The sequence below is a fragment of the Bacillus cereus group sp. MS39 genome, assembly GCF_040448665.1.
GTDB classification, from domain to species: Bacteria; Bacillota; Bacilli; order Bacillales; family Bacillaceae_G; genus Bacillus_A; species Bacillus_A wiedmannii.
In genome coordinates this window covers 1,716,087-1,742,613 of the sequence record NZ_CP123058.1, presented here as the reverse complement: position 1 = coordinate 1,742,613, position 26,527 = coordinate 1,716,087, and the positions used below count along the sequence as shown (strand labels likewise).

Below are 26,527 nucleotides of genomic sequence, written 5' to 3'. Positions count from 1 at the left end.
ATTGCTCACATTTATTATTCTTATTATATAAAAAAGCACCTTTTATAGGTGCTTAAAATAAATTATACAATTTTCTTCCGTATCGAACTTGAAATAAAATCAATGATAATTACCATTAAAATAATACCCAATAAAATAATCCCCACACGAGACCAATTGCGTGAACTCAGTGCAAAAATTAGAGGCGTACCAATCCCACCTGCTCCAATAACACCTAAAATAGCAGCGGATCGTACATTAATTTCGAACCTGTATAACGTATACGATAGAAAATCCGGTAATACTTGTGGCAATACTGCATACCAAAGTGTTTGAAAGCGATTCGCACCTGTAGCTATTAACGCTTCCGTCGGTCCTTTATCTATATTTTCAATTCCTTCTGAATATAATTTCCCTAACATTCCGATAGAGTGTAATCCTAAAGCTAGAACTCCGGCAAAGGAACCTGGTCCAACAGCTTTTATAAATAAAAGAGCCATAACTAATTCAGGAAATGTACGAACAAAACTAAGTACAAATTTCCCAGTTCCTGCCGTTAATTTTCCACTGCTCATATTCGTTGCCGCCCAAAAAGCGAATGGAACAGATAAAAAGGCAGAAATAAATGTACCTAATATCGCAATTGCCAACGTATCAATTAAGCCATGTAATAAATCTTCACCATCTGGCAAAGATACATACGACCAATCTGGATTCAATACACCTGTCATAATTGCTTTTGTAATTTCTCCTGCCGTATCCTTTATTCCCTCTAGCGGGACTCCTGAAAAAGCCCATACATAAACAAATGCAAGTGCTATAAAAATAAACCAGCGATACACACTCGGTTTCTTCGGTTTTGGTACAATTATCGTCGTTTTACTCATTATAATTTCTCCCGCAACAATGTACTTACATAATCAATTAACAATACAACAACAAGAGTATAAATAATAATAGATGCAGTTTGTTGATATTGTAAAAATCCAAGTGTACGGTCATAATACAACCCAATACCACCCGCTCCTACTAAACCTAAAACAGCTGCTGCACGTACGTTCACCTCAAATGTATAAAGAACATAGGAGACAAAATGTGCTTTCACTTGCGGAATTACCCCATACACAATCCATTGCACTTTATTTGCTCCTACTGCTGTCATCGCCTCTAATGGACCTGGATCAATCGATTCCATTGACTCATACAACAATTTCGCCACGAGCCCAATTGAGAAAAAAGTAAGAGCTAAAATACCTGGAAGTGGTCCTATTCCAAAAATAGCTACGAAAATTGCCGCTAATAATAAATCTGGTATCGTTCGGATAAAATTTAAAACCAATCGAGCTGGACCGTACAAAAATGTACTAGTAAACACATTACTTGCCGCAAATAGTGCCAGTGGAATAGCTAAAATCGCTCCTAAAGTCGTCCCAATAATCGCCATACGTATTGTATCTAACATCGCTGTTGTAATAACTTGAAAATAACTCCAATCAGGCGGCACCATCTCTTTTAACAAATCAATCATATTAGGAAAACCAACTACTAGTTTTGAAAATGATGCGTCGACCTGTACACTACTTCCCCACAACAGTAAAATGACTAGAATAGCCGTTAACATATGTTTCAACTTACTCGGCGGCTTCGGTATCGATTTTGAATATATCGTCGCGTCATTCATTTAACTGCCACCTCTAATAATTCACTTTTCTGCGCTACGTCTCCATAAATTTCAGCAAATTTTTCATCCGTTGCCTCTTCTACTGAACCATCAAAAACAATTTCGCCTGCATGTAATCCAATAATGCGTGTCGCATATTGCCTAGCTAAATCAATAGAATGTAAGTTTACAATTGTTGTAATCCCAAAATCTTCATTAATTTTTTTCAAATCATCTAATACTTGCTTTGTTGTTAGCGGATCTAACGACGCAACAGGTTCATCTGCCAATATGATTTTTGCTTCTTGCGCCAACGCTCTAGCAATCGATACACGTTGCTGTTGTCCTCCTGATAATTCATCAGCTCGCGCATATGCTTTTTCTAAAATATTCACCCTTTTTAACGATTGAAAGGCAAGCTCCAAATCTTCTTTTGGAAATAGACCTAACGTTGTACGAAAAGTCGAATGGTATCCAACACGCCCAGCTAATACATTCTTCAAAACCGTTGATCGTTTTACAAGGTTAAAACTTTGAAAAATCATACCAATATCCCGGCGCATGCGTCGTAATTCTTTTCCTTTCGCAGCAGTAATAGACTCACCTTCAATCAAGATTTCTCCTTCTGTAATCTCATGAAGGCGATTTACCGATCTAAGAAGTGTAGACTTTCCAGCCCCCGACAGCCCTACCATTACAACAAACTCACCTTTTTGAATGTTCAAGTTTATATTATTCAATCCTTTTGTACCATTCGGATACATTTTGGAAACATTTCGAAATTCTATCACACATCTTACCTACCTTCTATGTATTCAAAATGGCAAACTAACTGGAAACATATGCCTCCCTTCCAGTTAGCTGCCATTTCCATATGTATTATTGCGTTTTTACTTTCTTTCCATATTCACGAACGATATCAAATTTACTATCATCAGATTTAACATATCCTTCATGTGAATATACTTCTTTAATGATTTTGTGACCTTCCTCATTCTTTCCTATTTCAATGAAAGCGTCCTGTAATTTCTTACTCCACTCTGCATCTAAATCAGAACGTACCGAAATCGTATCATTTGGAATTTTTTCCGTAAATTTCACTATTTTCGTTTGATCGAATATATTCGGATAATCTTTTTTCACAATATTACGAGCATCTTGGAATACAACAGATGCATCTACATCACCATTTAAAAGAGCAATCAGCGACTGATCGTGACCTTTTAATGTAACAGGTTTCACATCCTTTAGTGGATCAATTCCCTCTTTTAACAATACAGCCGCAGGCCATACATACCCCGCTGATGACGTTACATCTTGATAACCAATTTTTTTACCTTTTAAATCTTTTACACTGTTAATATTTGAATTTTTCTTAACTACAAACTCAGATTTATAAAAGTCTACTAAATCCTTTGTAGGAGCTCCCGTTTCATCATCTACTCCAAAACGTTGTGCTTGTAAAATTACGTTTGCAGCCTTTTTCTCATGCGCTAGCACATACGCTGTTGGAGGTAAAAACCCTACATCTACTTGCTTAGACGCCATCGCTTCTACAATTGTATTGTAATTCGTTGAAATGCTAACTTTTACGGGAATATTTAATTTATCACTTAATAACTTTTCCAATGGTTTTGCCTTTGCCTCTAACGTATCTGCATTTTGAGAAGGAACAAATTGAACATTTAAAGTCTTCGGTACATAACCTTTTTTCGTATCTTCAGTTTTACTTGCACTTGATTCTTTCGTTCCACAACCACTTAATAATCCCGCCGCTAGTACAACTGTCGTACTCATTGCAAAAACTTTTTTCAACATATTAATGCCTCCAATTTTGTTGTTATAAAATTGCCTTCCGTAAACATGAAGAAATATATCACACATTTTCACGTACAATTGCTTATTTACAGAATCTTTACACATTCTATACATTCTCATTAAAATTCTCTTCATATATTTGATATGCTTAATTAGTAGATAACAATAGAAAAGGTGAATGATATTGAATCCAAATCAAATTGTAACTTTAAACATTTTATTAACAAGTGATATACATGGCACTGTTTATCCAATTCACTACCAAGATAACTCCCAAGCTGAAATTGGTTTAGCCAAAATTTCTACTCTTATAAAAAAAGAACGTTCCCAAAATAGAAACGTTCTTTTAATTGATAACGGTGACTTCATACAAGGAACACCCTTCACTTATCATTACGCTACATACGAAGAAGATAAGAAAAATCCAATGTCTTTATTAGCGAACTATTTACGTTATGATGCTGCAGTTATTGGGAATCATGAATTTAATTATGGAATGGACATATTAAATAATGCTATTTCTACTGCAAACTTTCCGTATCTATCAGCAAATATTTTAGATAAAAACAGAAAAGAACCTTATTTCGGGAAACCATATATAATAAAACATATTGAATCAAATATAAAAATTGCTATTTTAGGGATGACAACGCATTACATTCCCAATTGGGAACAACCCCATCACATTCAAGATTTACAATTTGAAGATGCATTAGAAACAACAAAAAGATGGGTTTCTTACATTCGCGAACACGAGAAACCAGATTTATTAGTCGTAGCCTACCATGGGGGATTTGAACGCGATTTACAAACTGGGGTACCGACTGAAGTTTTAACAGGTGAAAACCAAGGATATGCAATGTGCCATGAAATTGAAGGTATAGACATTTTACTAACAGGCCACCAACACCGGGAAATCGCTCACACCGTAATGAATGGTGTAACAATTTTACAGATTGGATGCAATGGACACTCCGTTGGAAAAGTAACAGTAACATTCGAAAAAACAGAAAAAAAATGGGGAAAAAAAGAGAGTTATTCACAATTATTGCCCGTACAAGGAATTGAGGCTGACCAAGATATTCTTTCCTTGGTTGCCGATTATGAAGAAAAAACACAAAATTGGCTCGATCAACCTATTGGAGTAATCTATGGGGACATGCAAATTTCAGATGCTATGCAAACTCGTTTGCAAGACCATCCTTTTATTGAATTCATAAATAAAATACAGATGGATATAGCTAATGTTTCCATTTCTTGTACAAGCTTATTCCATAATACATCTCCAGGTTTCCCTAATCGCGTAACAATGCGTGACATCGTTTCTAATTATATTTATCCAAATACATTAAAAGTAATTAGAATAACTGGAGCGGATATAAAAGATGCCCTTGAACTCTCTGCTTCTTATTTCATATTAAAAGCAAATGGAACTATCATCGTAAACCCTACCTACATAGAACCAAAGCCGCAACACTATAATTACGATATGTGGGAAGGAATTTCGTACGTATTAAACATTTCCAAACCAATTGGCGAGAGAGTAGAATCCTTACAGTATAAAGGCGCTCCACTTCATATGAATGAAGAATATGACGTCGTTATGAATAATTATCGCGCAAGTGGCGGAGGGAACTTCTTTATGTTTCAAAATAAGCCCGTAATAAAAGACATACCAACAGATATGTCTGAACTTATCGCTAACTATATATTGAAGCACAAAAACATAGAAGCAACAGTCAATAACAACTGGAAAGTTATTAAATAACGGATATAATAAATAAAAAAGATGGGCTTCGCCCATCTTTTAGTTTAATTTTGCATTATCTTGCTTTTTTAAAGCTTTTAATTTCGCCGGTGTAACATCAGTACCTTCTTCGTTAACAACTTTAATTCCTTTAAGTTCGTTTAACATATTTTGACGAAATCCTTTTAAATATTGTTCACGTAGCGATTGGCGCTCACGTTGTTCTTCTTCAGTTAAGCCTTCAGCTTTTGCTTTTTTCGCTAAGAAGTTAATGCGTTCAATGAGTTCGTGACTTTGCATCTCGAATCCCCCTTTTACTCAAAACTGATTATTATCATACAATAGTTAGTCCTCTTTATCAAGCAATTGCTTTGTATATTCTACATATCTTCGATGTACAGTTGCTTTTGAAACATCATGACCAAAACCACGAAGTGTTGCTGCAATTTCTTCAAAAGTTAATTCATTCCGGCGTAAACGTACAATTTCCTCAATCGGCACTTCTTTCTTCTCTCGTCCTACGCTTAAATGACGATTCTTCAAATTATTTTCTGGACGATAACCTTTTTCTACTGCACGTTGCATACCACGTTTAATTTTTAAATTGTGGATCTTTCTTTGATACTCTTCAACAATCCCAATTATATCTAGTACCATCGAATCAGAGTCAGAGAGTTCTAATTCTCCATTATGCGTATGCGTATATACTTTTATTCCCTCTTTATGTAAACAGTGCATTAATGCAATCTTTGCATTCCCTCTACCAAGGCGCGTTTCATCTTGTATGAGAAGTACATCAACTTGTTCATCGCGAATTGTATCTAGCACTTCTAATATGCCATCACGTTCAATTGTATAACCACTAGCCTGCTCCTCAATCACCTTTACAACATTCATTTGATAGCGCTCAGCTAAATGCAATAATTCATCTTTTTGACGCAATAATGATGTTTCCTGTTCTTCTTTTGTTGTGCTCACACGCGCATAAATAATTGCATTCATTTTGAACCCTTCTTTCTCACTATATTTTCCTTATAGTGTATCATAAATTCGTCTTTCGTTCGAACTTATGTTTGTAGAATGTTTTTTCGCATGTTATACTTATTAATAAGAAAAATGAAAGAAAACGAGGTGTTAGAAAACATGGAAAAGTTAACGAAACGCCAGCAAGACATTCTCGACTTTATTAAGCTAAAAGTACAAGAAAAAGGATATCCACCTTCCGTACGTGAAATCGGTCAAGCAGTCGGCCTCGCTTCTAGTTCTACAGTGCACGGACATTTATCACGACTAGAAGAAAAAGGATATATTCGACGCGATCCAACAAAACCACGAGCAATTGAAATTTTAGGTGACAACCGAATGGATACAGAGACACAATCTGTTATTCAAGTTCCAATTGTCGGAAAAGTTACTGCTGGATTACCGATTACAGCAGTTGAAAGTGTAGAAGATCACTTCCCACTTCCAGCTAGCATTGTTGCTGGAGCAGACCAAGTATTTATGTTACGTATTTCCGGAGATAGTATGATTGAAGCTGGTATTTTCGATGGGGATTTAGTTGTTGTTCGCCAACAACAGTCTGCATACAACGGTGAAATTGTAGTCGCTTTAACAGAAGATAACGAAGCAACTGTTAAACGTTTCTATAAAGAAAAAGACCATTTCCGTCTACAACCGGAAAACTCTTCATTAGAACCTATCATTTTAAAACAAGTATCAGTTATCGGAAAAGTAATTGGCGTATATCGTGATTTACATTAAGAATAATAAAAGAAGATAATTACCTTATTTATATACGGTAATTATCTTCTTTTTTGTATTTTGATAGATTTTCATACATTCTATTTCTTATGAACGAGTTTCAATCGTCACATCGCCAGCAGCTGTTTTACCACTAATCTTTTTGCTACCATTGCCAATTGTTACATTTTTATTTTCTTCATTAAAAATCATTACTTCGCCAGCAGCGCTTTGCCCCGTTATAACTGCATCTTGTGGTTTTTCCAATAAAGTTATATCTACGTCACCAGCAGTTGAACTTGCCTCTACGTCATATTTAGGATCATGATCCATAATATGCACTTCCCCACTAGCCGACTTCGCTGTTACTTTCCCTATTACTTTTTTAAAGTTCACCTCACCAGCTTTTGTAGATCCCTCCACACTCTTAGCTGTGACATGTTTCAAATCTACTTCTCCAGCCATTGTTCCAACACTTACATGATCACTTTTCACATCACTTATTTCTATTTGTCCAGCGGATGAATTTACTTTTATCTCTTGGTAAGAACGTTCAGGCACGAGGAGAGTTATTGTAGACGTTTGAAATCTAAAATCGTAAAAAGAAAAATCAAATGAAGCACCTTTTTCTCTTTCCCCAATAATTTTTAATGTGTCACCATCTTCGTCAATACGAACCTCGTGTTTACGTACATCTCCTGATTGCTTTACATAAAAAGAAGAGTCGGGAGATTTTTGGACAACAATATCCCCAGCATCTAACTTAACTTCTATATTTTTTAGTGTTTCGTTTTTAATTACGTCTTCTTTGTTTCCTTCTTCTGCAGTTTGCACTGCTTTTTCATATGTTTGTGAAATCCCTATTACTCCAATAATGATACAAGCGATAGCTACTAACAATATTTTCTTCATCATCTACTCCCCTTTTATCATTTTGAAGTTCCATATTACATAACGTACGCATAACTTTTTAAACCACTTCGTACTATAATAAGCGATAATACATAACAACAAACCTACTCCAACAAACGTTATACTAACGAATACATCCAACCATATAAAAGTACCCATAAATACTTTTCCAATAACGAAAAATGGTGTCACTACACTAGCAATTCCACCGAGCCAGAAGGAAAATATAAAAGCAATAATTGCAACTAACGGGCCTAACACAATAATAAAATTAAACAAACTAAGTCCAATCGCTGCCATAACAGCCCTTGTTATATTCGAAGTAGATGGGTCCTTTTTCATTTCATCAAAGCGATACAAAGCAAGTAAGTCTTTGGCAATTACTTTCGGAGAGCCAAGGCCTTTTATTATTTCCGATTCAGTTTTCCCCTCTTCTTTCCCAAACTGAAAATGCTCTTCATAATCAAATAAAATATCTTTCCTCTCTTCTTCCGGTAACTTTCTAAGATGACTTGATAATTCTTTAAGAAACTGTTCTTTACTCATCCCATTCCACCCCTTCAATAATTTCTTGTACGCCTTTTGCAAAATCACGCCACTCTGTTACTAACAAATTCAGTTGCGTTTCCCCTTGCTCAGTTAGTTGATAATATTTACGAGGCGGCCCCTCCGTAGATTCTTTCAAATACGTTTGAAAATACCCTTCTTTCGTTAAACGACGTAATAAAGGATACACTGACCCTTCCGATATTAAAAATTTATTTGAGATTTGCTGTACAAGTTCATAACCGTAACAATCTTTACGTTTCACAAGTGCCAAAACACACAGTTCTAACACACCTTTTTTAAACTGAACGTTCAAGGTCCATCCCCCTTTCTCATTTCAGTACTGTTCAATACACGGTACCTGTCATATCCATAATATACCACTTAGTATTATTCATTGCAAGGTACTCATTTATATTTACTCCCTAAATGTAGAAAACGTACAAATAAAAGCCTGAATAATGTCCTGTTATAACTGGCCATCACTCAGGCTTTTATTCGATTCGAACTGTATGAATACAAAAATTCATTCACTCTTTCCTCTCTAAGAACCAACTTCCATTTGTGACCTTAACAAATTTCGAAATACACCTTTTCTCTCTTTAGCCAATTGATTAAATTCACCTTTTTGAACAATTTCACCTTTTCCTAAAACAATAACTTGATCTGCATTACGGATCGTAGATAAACGATGCGCAATAACAACAATAATCATCGTTCCTTTCAATCTTTCTATTGCTGATTGGATTTTCACCTCATTTTCAGTATCTAATGCGCTCGTAGCTTCATCTAATACTAAAATGGATGGTTGTCTTAAAATAGCTCGAGCTAGTACAAGTCGTTGACGTTCACCACCTGAAAGTCTCACTCCACGATCTCCAATGAGAGTATCAAGCCCTTTTGGAAGCATTCGTACAAATTCAGCTGCCGTCGCAAAATCTAATGCAGTCCAGATTTGTTCTTCACTCGAATTCGGCTCAATCATCAATAAATTTTCTCTTATGCTTGCATTAAATAAAAAAGGATCTTGTGGCACATAACTAACAGCCCGTCTCAATGACAGTAAATTTTCACTTGTAAAAGGAGTTCCATCTATTAACACTTGACCTTTTTCTGGTTGAATCAACCCCATTAAAACATCGATTAATGTACTCTTCCCAGCTCCCGAATGTCCCACAATGGCCGTCATACTATTGATTGGTATTTGTACATTAATATTTTGAAGCGCATACAAAGGCTCCTTCTTATTATACCGAAAATAAATATCCTTACATTCAATACCCTGTTCTATACAAATCGGCTTTATATGTTTTTGCTGTATATCCTGCATTTCAATCGCTTCAATACATTCCCCTTGTAATTCCCATAATGACTTAAAAGCAGGAATGCTTGCCGCAAGCTGTTCTAAATTAGACTGAATTGTCATAAATCTTGGCCATAGTCTCGAAAAGATGAGAATGATTAATAGTAATTGGGTGGGCTGAGCTTTCAATATACTTACTGATAATAATATAAAAAATGCAATTAAAATAGCCATTGAAACTTTATAAAACAATTGAGAGTTCGATCTTATTCTCATATACTCCATTTGTTCGTTACTCATCTTTCCTGTTATAGTTTGTAACCATTCTAAACGTGATGCTTCCAAAGTATTACTCTTTATATCTTTAATTCCATTAAAATGATCTGTTATACCAGAAAGATAGCCTTGTGCCAATTTTGAGGTCTTACCGCCTAGTATTCGTGCTTTTTTTATAAAAACACGAGAAGCTACCAAGAATAATAAGCCAAAGCCCAAAACAAATATCGTTATTTTGGGAGATAATAAAAACGCAATCCCCACCTGTATGAATGTAAACAGAATAGCAGCTAACAATTGTAAAATTAAATTAACCCCATAACTTACGCGAGCTAATTCTGTAGTTAATATATTTATTAGATTTGTTTTCCTTTTCTCTAAAAAAAAACTCCACTTCGCTTTTAGAATCATACTATATGTTTCTATTCTTAATTCTCTTACAAAAACTTGTTGTGTTCTCGCATCCCTTAAGGTTATGTTTCTTTGTAGTAGATTTTGACCTAACACTATTAGTATATATATACCTAAAATAGAAATTAGACTTGTCGTTTTAGGAAAATCCTGCAAAAACCTATAGACAGGTGCAATAAAAGTAGACTCCTCGCCTATATTAATTACTCCAGTCATACTTATCATAGGAATTAATAAAATAATCCCTATCCCTTCAAGTAAACTTATTAAAACCATACCAAATAAATTCACATACAGTATTTTTCCCGCTGAAGAGTATAATTTTTTCATAAAATATATAATATGATTCATCGATGTCCCCCCTATAACAAAGCAAGCTTCTTTGTTTTCCTCCAAAGACATAAAAACGGACGTAAAGGAAAATATAAAAAATGAAGGAATTTTGGCAACGGTAATGTTTTTGCATCAATTGGATAAGGGTAAAGCTGGCTCAAAATAAATATAATTCTTTGTTGATTAGACATCAGTGAAAATAAATGTCTACTATGATAGGAAAGTACTTCTTCAGGAACAGGTTCTGAATGTAAATTTATCATTTTCTTGAAATAAAATAGCGCTTCTTGTGCTAACTGCTTCGAATGTTTCTTAGCTACTAATTCCGTCATGCTTTCATTTAGCTGTACACCTAGCAATTGTGACGCCAAAATTAATGCTTGTCCCCCTAAATGAAGCACTTGATATTTTCTCATTAATTTATGAATCTCATTCCAGTTAAGATCCTGACCGACAATTTTTTTTATATCTACTAACCAACGTAACCTGGACCAACCATGTCTAGCACCATGAGATACAAGAAATAAAAACAAGTCTTCTTTTCCTAACATATATACCGAATTACTCGTAAGTGTACTTTTTCTCTTTCGCTTCCAAAGCTCTTCAAACCCAGGTTCCTTACCCGGTCCGGGATTTAACCTCCAATGGATTTCAAGTTTGATCCGCCTTGTTGGATGGAAAAATGTTATATGGTGATGCCTCCATTTCCAATCACTTAATATCGTTTGAATATAATCATCTTTTACATACCCCTGCTCCCAAAGTAGCATTTCTACTTTTTCTAAATTTTGCATCGGAATAAGAACATCCAAATCACAGGATGTTCTTAAAGAAATATCTCCATATAAATCCTGAGACAGTACAGGTCCTTTTAGAAAAATCATACGAATCTCATTTTCACTACATAGTTTATTTATTCGTTCCATTTCAGCACTTAAATAAAGCATTTGAAATGTATTTTTTTTATATTTTCTATTCAAGGTTTGTACAATATGCGAAGGAATTAGTTCTTCATTCACCTGTTTAAGTTTTTGATATATCACCGGATAAACGCGATGATGCACAGCTTGCTTAAGAAAAAACTCCCAATCAATATCTATGAACCATTCACTACTATAAGTTTGCATTGTCTCATCATCTTGTAACTTCAAAATTGTAAAAAGCAGTTTCAATTCCTTAGACATGAACTCTACATTAAGACCAAAATCTTTCTCCATTTTATTCTCCTTTAAGAGTGTCCTCACTTAGCCTCTTTGCAAATGATCCAACGACAGTAAATTTCTCCATTCCTTCTGATCCAGTAATATAAAAAGAACCGCTCCGTAACCATGCATGCGCAATTAATTCACCATGACTATCCTTAGCAGTTCCTAAATAAAGAGTACTCTCAATGTGACGTTTTTCGAGCATTTTCATCCCAGCTATAGCTTTAACAAGGCACTGACTTTCCCAAAAAGTATAACGACTCATAATAGAAATAGCTTCAGACACCTTCTTTAGTGTATCTCCGTGTGGCTCAATTTGAGCAACTAATGTTTCATTCATATACTCCCCTAAAGAAGGTGCAACTTTGGAGAAGGTAATACTTTTTAATACACGCGCCCACCCTAAAAAAATAAAAGCCTCTAATAATAAAAGCTTTGTGTCCATGTTCAGTGATAAAAATACCCTTAACCTCTTCACAATATTCATGAATCCCATCCTAACAGTTCTCTTGACATTATGAATCTATCTATTAGATTAACCTTTTATTTGAATTAAACCTTCTTGAAATAAACAATCTAAAAAGGAAAGAACTTGCTCTTCGCAATCACTCCGTTCAATGTTGTACTTTGACAACAATGTACTAACAAGTTCAGTAACCATAATTGGAGTTTTTATTAGTTCCCAAATTTCCCCCCCTGTTTGTCCCAAATTATAATATTTCCCTTTTTGAACATTTAGCATCACTTTTTCCCCATCCATATCACTCACAATATTCTCTTCACTTTGCACAATCTGAGACTTTAGAGAAATTCTCTCTGTATACATCATCTATTACTCCTCCTTGTATAGTTTTTAATATAATTGATACAAGTTCATGCGCTGTAAACCTATTATTGGGACGTTTCAAATGAAACATATCTACTTTGTTTATCACGCTTGTAGAAGTAGTAAAATGCCACTCTGTTAATTTTAATTGCGCAATTAAAAACTTACGAAACGTGTGCAAAAATAATGTACGCAGTCGTTCAAGTCCTTCGATTCGAATCAATTCAACATTCTCATCCTCTGTTTTCGTTAACTCAATAATACCTGCAAGAGGTAATGGTTCAGAGAAAAAATGAGATTGTACAGGAACAGCATACTTTGTTTCTCGTTCAAACAACGGATTATAACTTGCCGTTCCCATTCCAAAAGCATTCAAACTTTCCGCCCATAATTTTTGTTGCGGATAAGATGGAATCACAATTGGAGTCTTATCTGACGAAACTGTCACAGCAATTACATCATCACTCAAAATTTTGTATCCTTTACTTAAAAAAGCCGATGCAAGAGTTGATTTACCTGCTCCTGAATCACCTACAAAGGCATAAACTTTCCCATCAATATTTATTGCACTACCATGTAATGGTAAAATCCCTCTTTGAATTAGCAAGGCACCCATACAAGTTCCAAGTATATAAAGACGAACCTTATCTTCACAAGCTTCTTTCATTGGTGAAACAACTATTTGCTTTCCTTCTTGTATAGAAAATATAGCTGTATCAGGAATACGAATCATAACTACGTTTTTATCAACTACAAAATTTTGTTCTGTGTTAGTAAATTCACTCCATTTCTGAAATAAATCAGCAGTTCGTATTATTACTTCTATCGTTTCTTCTTGTTCATTAATTCTAGGTAATTCTGGAAATTGAATTTCACTCAACACCCTTAACCCAAAAACTTTATACATATTTTTTTTTGTAGTTTTAATCAACTCTCTCACTCCAAATAATTATCAGCGTTGTTTTACAAATACCCCTTATACTTCTAATGTATAAGGGGATAGGAAACATAAGATCTAATTGCTACTCGATGAATTAACTATAGTGCACTACTTCATCAACATCTGGTTGAACAGCATCCGGTGTTTTAAGTCCCGGTCCAGCCATCGTCATATTAATATCAAGTACTTCCAGTGTAGGAATTGTCCAATCTTTTTTCATTATGTCACCTCCCTTCAAATAATTTTCTTCATAAATCGATATACTATTAAACTACGCATTAAAATTCGAAAATCTAAATCAAATGCATATTCTGGATGGGGTTCTTCTTTAATCTTAGAAATCGCAGTTCTAATAACCTCTATATCCAAGAATTCTGAAATTATAGGATCCTTACTAAGCTGCTCAAGCTCTTCAATAAATCCACTCCATTGATGCGTCATACGATAAACACCATCAGAACCTTGAACACCTCGAGTAAGTTGATTTAACCTTACTTTATCAGGCAAATAATTTTTGGTTGCTCTTCGAATTAGTGCCCGATCTACACCATTTTGAACGTATTGTTCTTCTGGAACAGCTAAACAAAATTTAACAACCCGTAAATCATTCGTTGGATCTCGATCCCATAAAGAATAGCGCAAAGATAATTTAGATCCGTATGTACCAGTTATATTCCAATAATATAACTGGTCAAATTGCCTTTTTTTTATTTCATATACATCTGTTATAGAGGTTCCTGTTATATCAACATCATGCTCTAGAAGCTTATCGAACACATTCATTCTATTTGCAAATTCTGGATTAATAAATCTTGGGAAAACGATTTGATTTTTCGATGAAGATATTCGATTCAAAAACGGAAATGCCTTTTTTTTCACTACTGAAAATACTCGCGATTTCTTTACACCAATATTTTTACTATACGAATATAACTCTTGCAAAAAGCGACGCAAATTCATCTTTTTCAAAAGCATAGCTTGATAGTCCACAGCCGATCCCCATGACACCGTCCAGTTTCCTCTCTGTCCATTTAAGAGTACTCCAATCCCCTGTAACCGGGCCTCCTCATAGATTCCCCTAAGCCAAAAAGTATTCTCGAAGAATTTGTATGGCATCTCTAGAATTTCAAGCCAATCATCTATTTCTGATAGAGGACTTCTTCCTTCAAAATCTAAATAATGTTCCTTAATATTTCCTACATGCTGTACAGTTGATTGAATAAAAGGTCGTTCATCAGCTATTCTACTTCTATGCGTCCAATCTACAAACCCCTTTACCGGGACATAACTATATGTATGTAGACGTTTATTTGCTGCACTTAAATCTCGTGCAGCAAAGCTAACTACAGAACCCGAGTCAAGTCCTCCACTCAAATGAGCCCCTACTTGATGATGAGTGCGTAAACGTGATCTTATCGCATTTTGATACACTTCCAAAAACGCTTCTTCATACTCTTCGTTCGATTTGAGTTGAAGCCTTTCTCCAATAATTGGTGTATGGTATCTCAATAACTTCACTTTCCCATTTTTTACAATAACAGCATGGGAAGGTGGAATTTGCTCAACAGTTTTATATACCGTTGAAGAAGGATCTACTGATTCAAAATTCACAGGTATTGCTAAAAATTCAGCAAGCCACTGTTCATTCAATTTTCTCTCAGCTTCTGGTAGAGAAAATAGTGGATTTATAATAGAGCAAAAAGCAAACCTTTCCTCACTACGATAAAAATAAAGAGTTCGGCTTCCCGAAAAATCCCTAGCACCAAAAAGCATTTGTTTTTTCTCATCCCAAATCATAAAAGCAAAATCGCCCACCAAATATTTCGGTGCTGCTTCTCCCCATTTCTGATAAGATAATAAAATCAATTCACTGTCTGTCATGTTTTTTCTATCTACATAATCTACTTGTAATTTTTCAAACAACTCATAACGATTATCAATAATAGCATCTGCGGTAATTGCCAGTTGTTTTTCATAATTATAGAATGGTAATTGTTCACCAACTGACTCGGGTGTAATCCATTGTGCGTGACACCCTAGAAAAGCATTTTCTTTGTGCCATATTTGAATATCATTAGCAGGATACTTTTGTAAACCACTCATTAATCGTGTTCCATGTTCAATTGATACAGGTTCATTATTAAAGTGAATAATGCCAGTTATAGCGCTCATTTTTCCCCTCCCTCCTATACAACAAGTTACTGCAAATATTTTGTTTTATTTATTTCATGAACCTTTCTCTTTCCAGTTATATTCTTTTTAAAGAACAATAATACACATTTCAATTCCGCACTCTAATTCACTTATAAATCAAGGTATATTTATGTTTAAATTATCATTACGTCCCCTTCTCGTCAATAACCAATGTTAATATAATCCATATTCAAGGAGATATATTCTTAATAATGAACTTCGATTCACTTGTTTTTCTGTAAATTTTTGCTTGCTATATAATATTTACTATAGATTGAATAACTCTACGTTGATCCTCATCTGTCATATTGGATCCAGAAGGAAGACAAATCCCATTTTCAAATAATTTTTTAGATACATCATTATCTTTCTGATGAGAATAATACTTATATTCTTTAAAGAGCGGCTGCATATGTAGTGGCTTCCAAGTAGGACGCGCTTCAATATTCTCTTCAGCTAAAGTTGTTACTATTTTTTCAATAGAGATGCCAGATTCCTTTTCATCCATCATCATAGTTGTAAGCCAACGGTTCGAACGAGTATTTTCTAATTCTGGCATAAAACAAAATCCCGGTATATGAGATAACTCTTCATAATATTGCTTAAATATACGCCTTCTAGAGCTCACTCTATCTTCTAACACTTCTAATTGCCCTCTCCCAATACCAGCTAATATATTACTCATTCTATAATTGTAACCTACTTGACTATGCTGATAATGAGATGCTAAATCTCTTGCTTGAGTCGCTAAAAATCTCGCCTGTTCTAACGCTTCCACATCATCAGAAACTAGCATTCCACCGCCCGAAGTTGTAATAATTTTATTTCCGTTAAATGAATAAATCCCAAACCTCCCGAATGTACCACTTGCCTTTCCTTTATATGTAGAGCCTAGAGATTCTGCTGCATCCTCAATTATAGGGACATCATAGTGATTACAAAGCGAAAGAATTTCATCTAATTTTGCACTCTGACCATATAAATGAACAAGAATGACAGCCTTAGGTAATTCTCCTGCTTTATCAGCAGTATGCAACGCAAGTGCTAGAGCTTGCGGTGACATATTCCATGTTTCTGGTTCTGAGTCAATAAATACCGGTTCAGCTCCCAAATAAACAATCGGATTCGCACTCGCTACAAAAGTGAAACTTGAACAAAATACTGTATCTCCCTTTTGAACGTCTAATAATCGCAAAGCTAGATGAATGGCAGCAGTACCTGAACTAACCGCAGCCCCACCTTTAACTCCTACAAAAGAAGCAAGCTCTCTTTCAAATTCATCTACATTTGGACCAAGAGGTGCAATCCAATTTGAGTCAAAGGCATCTTTTATATATTTTTGTTCATTTCCGCTCATGTGTGGAGAGGAAAGATAGATTTTCTCCTTATTTTTTATCATCATTCTTCATCTCCTCTCAATTTACTACATTAATAACTTTGGCTGGAATACCAGCAGCAGTACAATTAGATGGAAAATCATTTATGACAACAGAACCAGCTCCAACAATTGACCACTTACCAATTTGAACACCTGGAATTATAGTAGCTGATGCTCCTATATGTGCCCCCTCTGCTATAGTGACAGAACCTGTAAGCGTAGCATGTGGTGAAATATGAACAAAATCATCAATTATATTATCATGTTCTATTATTGAGCCCGTATTTATTATAGTATGGTTACCGATGAAAGTATCCGCATTAACAACCACATTTGGCATAATTACCGTTCCGTTTCCTATATAAGCATTTGAACTTATAATGGCTGTTTTATGAATTAAAGTAGCATATATGCTACTTTGTTGATTTAATATTTCTGCAATTTCCCTTCTTATTTTATTATTTCCTATAGCAATAACGAGCTTTACATCATTAAAATTATTGATAATTTCCCTTGCATCTGCAATTGCTCCAAAATAAAGATTATCTACAATATTTATACCTGTATACAAATCATCTAAATAACCGACTATTTCATATCCTTTATTTGATAAAATTATATCCCTCACAACCTTGCTATGCCCACCACATCCTATTATTAAAATTTTCATTTTCCCTCCCCCTTTATTTCTATTTTCCCTCCAGTAAATCGCTCCATTGTCACATGCCCTACATGGTTTATTCCCTCTGTTTTAAATACTTTTAATATTGTAAGTACAATTATTTTCAAGTCTAATAAAAAAGAGCGATTCTCCACATACCATACATCCAATTCAAATTTTTCTTCCCAGGTAATCAAATTCCTACCATTTATTTGTGCCCATCCCGTAATTCCCGGTTTTACATTATGCCTTTTAGCCTGTTTACTAGAATATAGGGGTAAGTATTCCATCAATAATGGTCGTGGACCTACTAAACTTAAATCACCCCTTACAACATTCATAAGTTGGGGTAACTCATCTAAACTATATTTTCTAAGAATTTCTCCAAAAGTAGTCAGTCTATTTTTATCTGGAAGTAATTCCCCATCGCTATCCTTCTTATCTAGCATAGTTCTAAACTTATAAACATTAAACGATTTTCCATGCAGTCCTGGACGCTGTTGTTTAAACAGTACAGGTGATCCTAATTTCATCCTAACTAAAATTGCTACAACAAGAATAGGAAGCAAACATACAAATAATAACAATAAAGAAATACATACATCAAAAATTCTTTTCATGTACTATCCTCCTTACTTATTTACGTTTAATACTCCTAACACGAAGGACCATTTAGAACTTTATATGCAATGAAACAAAACAAGGGGCAACTACAGTTAGTTACCCCTTGTTTTGTTTCATTACGTCATCTTTCATTAATTCTATCTCATCAAATAGTTTAAACATAGCTAACCTATGTGAATATTCCCATACGGTATCACTACTTATTTACAAAGGACCTGTTACTTCATTAGTTCCTATAACTTTACATGTACGGATCAAAGACGCCATTAATATAATTATCCTTTTTTATATGTTCATCCCTTAACTTTATAACTACTGTCTCCACAATATTATCTTTAAAAATCAAAGTGATTGAGGATGAAATCTGATTTGCATTCACGCCTATCATACTTTTATTTGACCTAAATATATTATTTTCTATTAACATAAACTCACTCGTAAATGTTTCATTCCAAAAATTCATTATACTGTCTGTCGATTCCGAATTAAGGTATTCAAATGCATTATTACTAAATTCTATTCTTCCCCCAATGTCCCATAAAAAAAATGCTGAGCCCCATCTTCCCCCTCTAAAATTACTATTTTTCACTTTTAGCATCGATATCCTTTGAGAAGACTCAACAGTAAAAAGATTATAGGCATCCCAACTAAATGAACATCCATTAAATTCATATTCTGCTTGAGGAGTTTTTGTAACAAATGATATTGTACCGCTGTTCTCAAATTTACATCCCGTATATACTCCTGGCGGTAAATTCGTAATGATTCCTTGCGGGTGTTTCGTATCTATAAAAGAAATATTATTTAATCTCCATCCATTTTTCATACCAGGTGATACGCCTGTCAAACTTGTACCCTCTACAGCTCCTCCTTTAATAACACAATTTGATATAGTTTGCGGTTCTGCTGAAAAACCAATTATTGAACCTAACTGTGAAAAAGAATGAAATAAATCTCGATCACTAAAAAATTCACATTGGTTGACTTGAATACAATATGCTTTATCTCTTCCCATTAACAATGCGCTATTATGGAAAATACAGTTACCAATAAGCGCTTCCTTATCTCCTTGATCTATCGTGACTCGAGTAGCATACATTTGATTATTCGTAAAAGTTACTTCTCCGCTTAAAACACAACTTACTTCCCTTAAGTGATTATTGTTTATAATCACTTTCTCTACATTTTCACCTACTACTAATGAATTATTAGCTAATTTATTTTGAATGATATTAATATATCTACCACCGACTACAACAACGTTATATCCCTGATTATCATATATGTTATTACGCTCAATGTTTATATATTGATTTAATCGATATCCATCTTCAATATCTATTGCTCCCTGAGGTGCTGTACCTTTCATTTTGTAAATTTCACAATCTCTAATATAAATTTGTTTCGCTCCAGATACACTTACCCCAAGCCTTCTACAATCATGTATTTTACATTTCTCAATAAATACATTTCGAGAAAATTCCGGAATTCTAACAGTTATTTTACAACCGTTTTCTGTAGGTATTGTACCTTGATGAAGAACTATTTTTGCATAATCTGCTTCTTTTGGAACACTCACTTCTTCAAAAAACTTTACTCTATTCGCAGCCGTTACAAAAGTATTATCAGCTTTATAAAATAACACATCATATAATTCTGTATATATTTCTGAACCAATTCCACCATAGCCATCTCCATACAAACCGAAATATCCCCATTTTATAATGCTACTATGATGTAAATCTATTTTTAAATTGGATCTAATTTTATTATCATCTACTATTAGGGAACCATTGACATCACTAATCCCCCCCATTTCAAATGTACCGGCAAAATCATATTCTCCAATTTGTCCCCATGTACTTTCCATTGCTATCCCATCGCCAGTACAATTTAAAATTTCTATATTATCTATTGAAATATAATTCAAATTACTCCCCTCAGCAGGAGTGGTATTTCCTACTTCAATCCCATATCCCCATTCATGAGTATGAGGAATCGTTGTATAATCGTGTGTATCTTTATCTCCTTCAACCCTTCCATTGGTAACCCGAGAAAATTTTTGATTTCTTTGATATCGTACGATTGCATATTTAACTAATCCATTACTTCTTATTTTTAAAGTTGATCCACCTAAATTTAAAGTCATAAAGCTTTGTGGCTCAATTGGTGTATTTTCATCAATTAAATATGTCCCCATGGGTAAAACAACTTCTATAAATCCTTGTTGAGATGCCCATGATAATGCATTATTAATCCCTTTAGAAGTATTATCCGCGTCCGTTCCATCATTTTTAACATTCCATCTCTCTAACTCAAGAAAATACGTGCCCGAAACCACATTAGCAGATTCTGTTTCTCCAATCAGTGATTTTCTAGACTTAGAACTTCCAAATGTATTGCTTTTAAGTTTACTTACTAACCTCTCAAATTTATTCTCCGTTGATACTTTTACATTCCCTTTTTTCGTCCCAATAAATAACTCACAAGTATCTATACAAAAACAAAATTCTCCCTCGCTTAACACAGGCAGATTCCCTTTCAAAACACATGTCACTTGAAATTTTGCCATGATTTATATATAACCTCCAACTAAGATAGAAGTTGAATTTTGACAGAAAATTCAAACTCCTATCAGTGCATGGGGACAAATATTTTATATTATGCTTACATACGTATCCCTTTAATAGAATACTATGCATTATATAAATACTATGTTAGGGCTAATGATTCACGTTTTCTAATTAAAATCAAGTTTCATTTCATACTAACAGGCTTCAACAACAATATACTTCCTTAATAATTCAAACCAATATAATGTCCATACTTTTTATACCTAAATAACGTTTCGTTTCTTTTTAATTTGTAAAAACATCATACTAAAGATATTCCTTATATATTGAAATTCTGTGCTTTTATAAAAAATTAAAACGTATATTACATTTGGTACTAATAAGCAAATCAAACCTTTTTCGACTAACGAAATAAAGGTACTACCTTCTATAAAATAATTACATATACTTGTAGTAATGAAACCTGTTACGATAGTTAAAAACATATAAAATACATATGTTGTAAAATACTTCCAAACTGATTTCTTAAAAAGATTTTTATATACAATATAAGGCTGAATCCAAAGTACAGTAGCAATTGTACTAATCGCCGTTCCTATGAATATACCTACCAACCCAAACATGTTAGCTAATAGAATAGATAAACTTAAATTGATTATCGCTTCAACTAATGGAATATACTTATCTTGTACAAATAATCCCGCTTTATTTTTAAAAATAGCTATCGCGGTTCGCATCCCTGTTAAATAAAAGTTAATGAGTATCACTACAAAAACTATGTTATTTAATAAATACTTCTTATCAAGCCACCACCCTATAAATGGCTCTAACAGATTAAATAAAAATATGGTACAAAAAGAAAAGATCCAAAAATTCACTAAATAAGTCACTTTAAATATTGCATAATTTTTGTCATTATTCTCAGTTGCAATTAGATTTCCTACACTTGCTTCAATTCCATTTAATATAGGATTTACTACAGCTGCTAATTGATTTATTATCATTGTATAGTTCGAATATATCCCAACCATAGCAAGACCTACAAAAGATGAAATCAGTATATTATCCGTTCCAAATACAATATATCCTCCAATATTATGCAAAAACATCGCCTTTACATTTATAATTAATTTTTCTTTCGTATCATTATCTATAGAATACTTCTTTTTTGTCTTTATATAAGGATAGTTCTTATTCACACTCCTACCGTTTACGACATTTTGAATTACATATATACTCAACTCTATAATTAAATACAATATATAATTTTTTGTGTACATTAGTATAAATATTTTAAATATTGTAGTTACCACTTGGAATAAGAGATCCACCCTAGCCAATATGTATCCTCTTTGATCAGCTTGTATTAAAGACCTCTTATGAGCATTTAAATAGGTAACTACATTTTTCACCACGAATATCGAATAGATTATCGCAATATTCGATATAGACGCCCCGTCTTCCATTAAATAACTTAAAAAGGGATATATCATAGCACTTATTACTAAAATAATGATTGCTAAAATCTGATAAATTTTTTTATATAATTGAACAAGAGCTATAATTTTATACTGATTATTTTCTGCTAATGGTTTATACAAATTGTATACTATACTCGCTCCTATACCAGCTTCAATTAACACTAACATAGATAAAACATTAATTAACAAGCCATCTATCCCTAAATACTCTATTCCTAAACTATCCAAAAAAACCTTCCTAGATATAAATCCCAGAATAACAATAACCATTTGAGAAAATATACTTATTGATATATTCTTGATTGAATGCATCGTTCGCATGATTAATCCCCTTCATAAGTTAAACTAAACTATCGAGAGATGAATATTCAGATTATATTATTCTGGACGATCCTCATCCCCTTTTTGCAAAATTATTAATTAAAAATTTATACAATAATGGATGTAACTTGGTCGCCAATAATAAAAACTTTACACTTTTCCCATACTCTTTTAAACGCATTGTTTTATAAAAATAACGATTCAATATACCAATAACCTTATAATATTTACTCTTATGCTCATTAAGTCTTCCACTTAATGATATTAAATTTAATACTACCATCGAACAATTTCCTAGTTTTAATATAACTAAGTTATATAACTCCTTATAATATCGCTCCATAAATTTACACATTTCATCATAAATTAAGACTGAGTCAATTTTAATCTCTTTTACAGCCTGATCCATCATACTATTATCACGCTTTATATAATGATATTTAGGTTCTCCTATGAAACATACTTTGTTACACTTATGAATAACTTTATATGTAAATGCTGTATCTTCATATGACATACCTACTGGAAATTTAATACCCTCTAATAACTGTCTTTTGAAAAGTTTAGTCCAAACAACTTCATCATACAAATCCCCTTCTAGCATCGCTCTCATCGCGCTATATCTATCATGAATAACGAACGGTTGGCTGCTTGAAATTACCGTTTTATCATTGTAATGAATTTCACTACTACAAATAGCTATATCACACTCCTGTTCTACACACATACTATATAACAATTCATACATATCCACTTCTATCCAATCATCACTATCAACAAATCCTATATAATCTCCCTGCGCTATTTCTAATCCAGCATTTCTTGCAGAAGATAATCCACCATTTTCCTTATGGATTACTTTAATTCGGCTATCTTGAGTCGCATACCCATCACAAATCTCACCACAACTATCAGGAGATCCATCATCAATAAGTATCAGCTCAAACTCTTTGAACGTTTGCTTTAATATAGAATCAATACATTTATGAATATACTGCTCAACTTTATAAACTGGAACAATAATACTAATTTTAGGATTCATAATTGCACCCTTTCATTTGCAATTAACTTAGAAAACTATTTACCTTTTCTAAGTTGTTAAATTCCTCTTCTAACAAATTAGTCTTGACCTCTTCACGCACTCTTTGTTGATCTAAAAGATATTTTATCTTGTTATATAGACTTTCCTCATTACATTCAGCAACAAAACCATTATATCCATCTTTTATTTGCTCATATGCTCCTGTAAAATTAGTCGTTACAATAGGTCTTTTTAAGCATTTCGCCTCAGCTAACGTGAGGCAATACCCTTCATGCCTAGAGGTTTGAACATATATATCTGATTGATTTACATATGGATACGGATTTATTGCTGATCCTAATAATAGAAAATCCTGTTTCAAATTATACTTACATATTAATGTCTCATAATACCCTCTATCCTCCCCTTCTCCGATACAGTACCATCGTACTTCGTATCCCTCCTTACGTAGCATTGATAAAACTTTAATTGCAAGGTCTTGACCTTTTTCTTTTGAAAGTCTACCTACTGTTACTATCTTTATACCTTTATATCCATTATCAAACTCTACTTTTTCTTTCGCCATTTCATTTATTAAATCTGGAAGTACAATATTTAAAAAGACACTTGTCTTACTTTCTACTTTAGGAAATTTCTCTATTAAATGTTTTTGTGCTTCTTTAGAAACTACATATATATTATCCAACTGATCATATAATTTCTCATATAATTTTGTATTAATTTGATGTTGAAAAACATCGAAATGTATCCAAGAAATTTTCTTTTCTGAAGCTACTCTATTAACTATATAATAATCAATTATGTCAGTAGGTCCTTGATATGCTATTGCAATATCATATTTATTCTTATTGTGTGGAATGTCTTTAAAAATCTCTTTATAGAAAATATATCTATCCTTTAATTTTTTTGATACCACATAAGTGAGTAAAAAGTTTAAACCCTTAATATATCTTGTATTTTCGAAATACTCATTAATCGTTTTCTTTGGTGGTTGCATAATTTTAGGTTTTATATTTTCAAACCAAGTAACTTCTTCTATCTTTACCCAGCTTGGTAATTGTTTTAAAAATCCCCCTCGCTTCTCCAACATCAATACTGTGACATCATACTTTTCTTTTGGTATCACAGATAACAAAGAAAGAAGTGATTTTTCTACACCACCTATATTCATACTACTTACCATAAATAGCACTCTCTTCATACCTGTCTCCTTCTACCACCTAAAAGTTTTATAACAAAATAAAAAAACACCCTCTCAAAGATGTTTTCACAACAAACATAATTTATAATAATGAACCGTCCATATTTCTGTAATACGATAATAATACCTTCTAAAACAAGTTACACATTAGAATTTGCTATTTTATATAACTTTTTTAACTCTTCTCTCGTATCTACCACTTCCTTTTCTATATTTTTTCTCAACCGTCCTTCTAGCGATTTATCACTTAATATTTGTACAATAGAATCATACATTTGCTGCTCGTCAAATTGAACGATTAATCCATTGTGGTTATCGATTATCTGTTCACTTGCCCCTGTAAAATTTGTACTAATAATTGGATTATTAAAACATCTGGCTTCTGCAAGTGTTATACAGTATCCCTCATGTCGAGACGGTTGTACATATATATCACATTGTTTCATAAATGGATAGGGATTCGAAACTGCTCCTAAAAATATATAATCACCTTGAACATCGTAATTTTTCACAAGCTTTTCATACATTCCTCTTTCCTTTCCATCTCCTATACAATACCATTTAACATTGTAGCCAGCTTCTTTCAGCTTAGCTAACACAGATATTGTTAAATCCTGTCCCTTCTCTATACTCAATCTACCAACAGTAAGGATTCTTACTCCCTCAAAATCATCTACAAACCCAATTCCTTCATTTGCCATCTTACATATCATTTCAGGTGAAATAATATTAAAAAAAGTTTCTGTCTTATTTATCAATTCTGGGACAGTTTGAGTAAGTTTCATCTTTCCTAAATCTGAAACTACAAAAACATGTTGAAACTTTTTATATACTTTGTTAACAAAATACTTATTAAAATATATTTTTTCAATATCGAAATGGACCCATTGAACCTTTCGTCTAGCCTCGATTTTATTTGCCACAAAGTAACTAATAAAATCCATGGGTCCAGCATAAGCTATAGCAATATCATAATTTCTATAAACATCTTCATAATTTTGTAAACAATATTTTAAAATAACGCTCCGTTCTTTCATAATCTTAGAGATTACGTACAACACTGCCAGTTGCAACGCTTTTGTAATTTTTCGTTGTTTTATAAGATCCGCTATAACTAATCGTGATGGTCTATTTAATATATATTGCATTTCTTCATAATCCTTTACATATTCAATACGAACCTCCTTTGGAATAAAATTTAAAAAATCTCCTTTTTTCTCTAACATTAAAATTGTCACTTCATATTTGTCTTTTGGGATTTCTGCTACCATATTTAATAGGGCCTTCTCTGTACCACCTATATTCATATTTATAACCATAAAGAGTATTTTCTTTTTCATAGTTCCCCCTATTC

Annotated in this window: 26 protein-coding genes; 2 read left to right on the top strand and 24 right to left on the bottom strand. The window is 33.4% G+C overall.

Features of this window, described 5'->3' with window-relative positions; translation table 11 throughout:
• Nucleotides 1–62: 62 nt before the first annotated feature.
• From phnE (QEP67_RS09080) to QEP67_RS09065, 4 genes are all read right to left on the bottom strand, one after another.
• A complete protein-coding gene (phnE, locus tag QEP67_RS09080) occupies nucleotides 63–866 on the bottom strand; it encodes a phosphonate ABC transporter, permease protein PhnE (RefSeq protein ID WP_000047899.1) in 804 nt (267 codons plus the stop codon).
• Entirely contained in the window at nucleotides 866–1,660 is a 795-nt protein-coding gene (gene phnE / locus QEP67_RS09075; RefSeq protein WP_000996079.1) for a phosphonate ABC transporter, permease protein PhnE, read from the bottom strand. Before phnE (QEP67_RS09075) ends, phnE (QEP67_RS09080) begins: the two co-directional genes overlap by 1 nt.
• Nucleotides 1,657–2,430, bottom strand: a complete 774-nt coding sequence (gene phnC / locus QEP67_RS09070; RefSeq protein WP_000569233.1) for a phosphonate ABC transporter ATP-binding protein — start codon at nucleotides 2,428–2,430, stop codon at nucleotides 1,657–1,659. Before phnC ends, phnE (QEP67_RS09075) begins: the two co-directional genes overlap by 4 nt.
• An 88-nt stretch (nucleotides 2,431–2,518) precedes the next feature.
• Nucleotides 2,519–3,457, bottom strand: a complete 939-nt coding sequence (locus tag QEP67_RS09065; RefSeq protein WP_000915075.1) for a phosphate/phosphite/phosphonate ABC transporter substrate-binding protein — start codon at nucleotides 3,455–3,457, stop codon at nucleotides 2,519–2,521.
• Nucleotides 3,458–3,641: 184 nt separating this feature from the next.
• Between QEP67_RS09065 and QEP67_RS09060 the strand changes: the two genes are divergently transcribed.
• Complete coding sequence (locus QEP67_RS09060) at nucleotides 3,642–5,225, top strand: bifunctional metallophosphatase/5'-nucleotidase (RefSeq protein WP_001069268.1); 1,584 nt, start codon at nucleotides 3,642–3,644, stop codon at nucleotides 5,223–5,225.
• A 39-nt stretch (nucleotides 5,226–5,264) separates the two neighbouring features.
• Here QEP67_RS09060 and QEP67_RS09055 read toward each other — a convergent pair whose 3' ends face one another.
• The gene (locus tag QEP67_RS09055; protein ID WP_001190582.1) at nucleotides 5,265–5,504 is read right to left on the bottom strand and encodes a DUF896 domain-containing protein; all 240 of its coding nucleotides are present in this window, start codon (nucleotides 5,502–5,504) and stop codon (nucleotides 5,265–5,267) included.
• 45 nt (nucleotides 5,505–5,549) lie between these two features.
• Entirely contained in the window at nucleotides 5,550–6,206 is a 657-nt protein-coding gene (locus QEP67_RS09050) for a recombinase family protein (RefSeq protein WP_000991476.1), read from the bottom strand.
• Between the two features lie 141 nt (nucleotides 6,207–6,347).
• Here QEP67_RS09050 and lexA point away from each other — a divergent pair, with 141 nt between their 5' ends.
• Nucleotides 6,348–6,968, top strand: coding sequence for a transcriptional repressor LexA (gene lexA, locus QEP67_RS09045; protein ID WP_000413737.1), 621 nt, complete (start codon nucleotides 6,348–6,350; stop codon nucleotides 6,966–6,968).
• An 87-nt stretch (nucleotides 6,969–7,055) separates the two neighbouring features.
• Here the strand turns inward: lexA and QEP67_RS09040 are convergent, their stop codons facing one another.
• The 18 genes from QEP67_RS09040 to QEP67_RS08955 form a co-directional block, all read right to left on the bottom strand.
• A complete protein-coding gene (locus QEP67_RS09040; RefSeq protein ID WP_033658712.1) occupies nucleotides 7,056–7,862 on the bottom strand; it encodes a DUF4097 family beta strand repeat-containing protein in 807 nt (268 codons plus the stop codon).
• The gene (locus QEP67_RS09035) at nucleotides 7,863–8,405 is read right to left on the bottom strand and encodes a DUF1700 domain-containing protein (RefSeq protein ID WP_000032405.1); all 543 of its coding nucleotides are present in this window, start codon (nucleotides 8,403–8,405) and stop codon (nucleotides 7,863–7,865) included.
• Nucleotides 8,398–8,721, bottom strand: coding sequence for a PadR family transcriptional regulator (locus QEP67_RS09030; RefSeq protein ID WP_001102620.1), 324 nt, complete (start codon nucleotides 8,719–8,721; stop codon nucleotides 8,398–8,400). The genes QEP67_RS09035 and QEP67_RS09030 overlap by 8 nt, the downstream gene beginning before the upstream one ends.
• Nucleotides 8,722–8,949: 228 nt before the next feature.
• Nucleotides 8,950–10,746, bottom strand: a complete 1,797-nt coding sequence (locus QEP67_RS09025; RefSeq protein WP_001015566.1) for an ABC transporter ATP-binding protein — start codon at nucleotides 10,744–10,746, stop codon at nucleotides 8,950–8,952.
• 11 nt (nucleotides 10,747–10,757) lie between these two features.
• Nucleotides 10,758–11,945 (bottom strand): nucleotidyltransferase family protein, encoded by a 1,188-nt coding sequence (locus QEP67_RS09020; RefSeq protein WP_353706561.1) that lies wholly within the window; start codon nucleotides 11,943–11,945, stop codon nucleotides 10,758–10,760.
• 1 nt (nucleotide 11,946) lies between these two features.
• Entirely contained in the window at nucleotides 11,947–12,420 is a 474-nt protein-coding gene (locus QEP67_RS09015; protein WP_002107864.1) for a lasso peptide biosynthesis B2 protein, read from the bottom strand.
• Nucleotides 12,421–12,468: 48 nt separating this feature from the next.
• Complete coding sequence (locus tag QEP67_RS09010) at nucleotides 12,469–12,762, bottom strand: lasso peptide biosynthesis PqqD family chaperone (RefSeq protein WP_000990396.1); 294 nt, start codon at nucleotides 12,760–12,762, stop codon at nucleotides 12,469–12,471.
• Complete coding sequence (locus QEP67_RS09005; RefSeq protein ID WP_000598273.1) at nucleotides 12,713–13,690, bottom strand: aldolase; 978 nt, start codon at nucleotides 13,688–13,690, stop codon at nucleotides 12,713–12,715. The genes QEP67_RS09010 and QEP67_RS09005 overlap by 50 nt, the downstream gene beginning before the upstream one ends.
• A gap of 103 nt (nucleotides 13,691–13,793) precedes the next feature.
• Complete coding sequence (locus tag QEP67_RS09000) at nucleotides 13,794–13,919, bottom strand: paeninodin family lasso peptide (RefSeq protein WP_000711189.1); 126 nt, start codon at nucleotides 13,917–13,919, stop codon at nucleotides 13,794–13,796.
• Nucleotides 13,920–13,933: 14 nt separating this feature from the next.
• Complete coding sequence (locus QEP67_RS08995; protein ID WP_001274524.1) at nucleotides 13,934–15,871, bottom strand: lasso peptide isopeptide bond-forming cyclase; 1,938 nt, start codon at nucleotides 15,869–15,871, stop codon at nucleotides 13,934–13,936.
• A gap of 274 nt (nucleotides 15,872–16,145) precedes the next feature.
• On the bottom strand, nucleotides 16,146–17,291 hold the full coding sequence (locus QEP67_RS08990; protein ID WP_002107861.1) for an aminotransferase class I/II-fold pyridoxal phosphate-dependent enzyme: 1,146 nt from the start codon (nucleotides 17,289–17,291) through the stop codon (nucleotides 16,146–16,148).
• A 16-nt stretch (nucleotides 17,292–17,307) separates the two neighbouring features.
• Nucleotides 17,308–17,940 carry an acetyltransferase gene (locus QEP67_RS08985; protein ID WP_000697621.1) on the bottom strand — a complete coding sequence of 211 codons (633 nt, stop codon included), beginning with the start codon at nucleotides 17,938–17,940 and terminating at the stop codon, nucleotides 17,308–17,310.
• Nucleotides 17,937–18,551, bottom strand: a complete 615-nt coding sequence (locus QEP67_RS08980) for a sugar transferase (RefSeq protein WP_000821042.1) — start codon at nucleotides 18,549–18,551, stop codon at nucleotides 17,937–17,939. Before QEP67_RS08980 ends, QEP67_RS08985 begins: the two co-directional genes overlap by 4 nt.
• 245 nt (nucleotides 18,552–18,796) lie before the next feature.
• The gene (locus tag QEP67_RS08975; protein WP_001051567.1) at nucleotides 18,797–21,127 is read right to left on the bottom strand and encodes a right-handed parallel beta-helix repeat-containing protein; all 2,331 of its coding nucleotides are present in this window, start codon (nucleotides 21,125–21,127) and stop codon (nucleotides 18,797–18,799) included.
• A gap of 264 nt (nucleotides 21,128–21,391) precedes the next feature.
• Nucleotides 21,392–22,930, bottom strand: a complete 1,539-nt coding sequence (locus QEP67_RS08970; protein WP_001259934.1) for an oligosaccharide flippase family protein — start codon at nucleotides 22,928–22,930, stop codon at nucleotides 21,392–21,394.
• A 73-nt stretch (nucleotides 22,931–23,003) separates the two neighbouring features.
• On the bottom strand, nucleotides 23,004–23,972 hold the full coding sequence (locus tag QEP67_RS08965) for a glycosyltransferase (RefSeq protein WP_001068408.1): 969 nt from the start codon (nucleotides 23,970–23,972) through the stop codon (nucleotides 23,004–23,006).
• A 22-nt stretch (nucleotides 23,973–23,994) separates the two neighbouring features.
• Nucleotides 23,995–25,173, bottom strand: a complete 1,179-nt coding sequence (locus tag QEP67_RS08960; RefSeq protein WP_353706560.1) for a glycosyltransferase — start codon at nucleotides 25,171–25,173, stop codon at nucleotides 23,995–23,997.
• A gap of 140 nt (nucleotides 25,174–25,313) precedes the next feature.
• The gene (locus QEP67_RS08955; RefSeq protein WP_000727032.1) at nucleotides 25,314–26,513 is read right to left on the bottom strand and encodes a glycosyltransferase; all 1,200 of its coding nucleotides are present in this window, start codon (nucleotides 26,511–26,513) and stop codon (nucleotides 25,314–25,316) included.
• Between the last annotated feature and the right edge of the window lie 14 nt (nucleotides 26,514–26,527).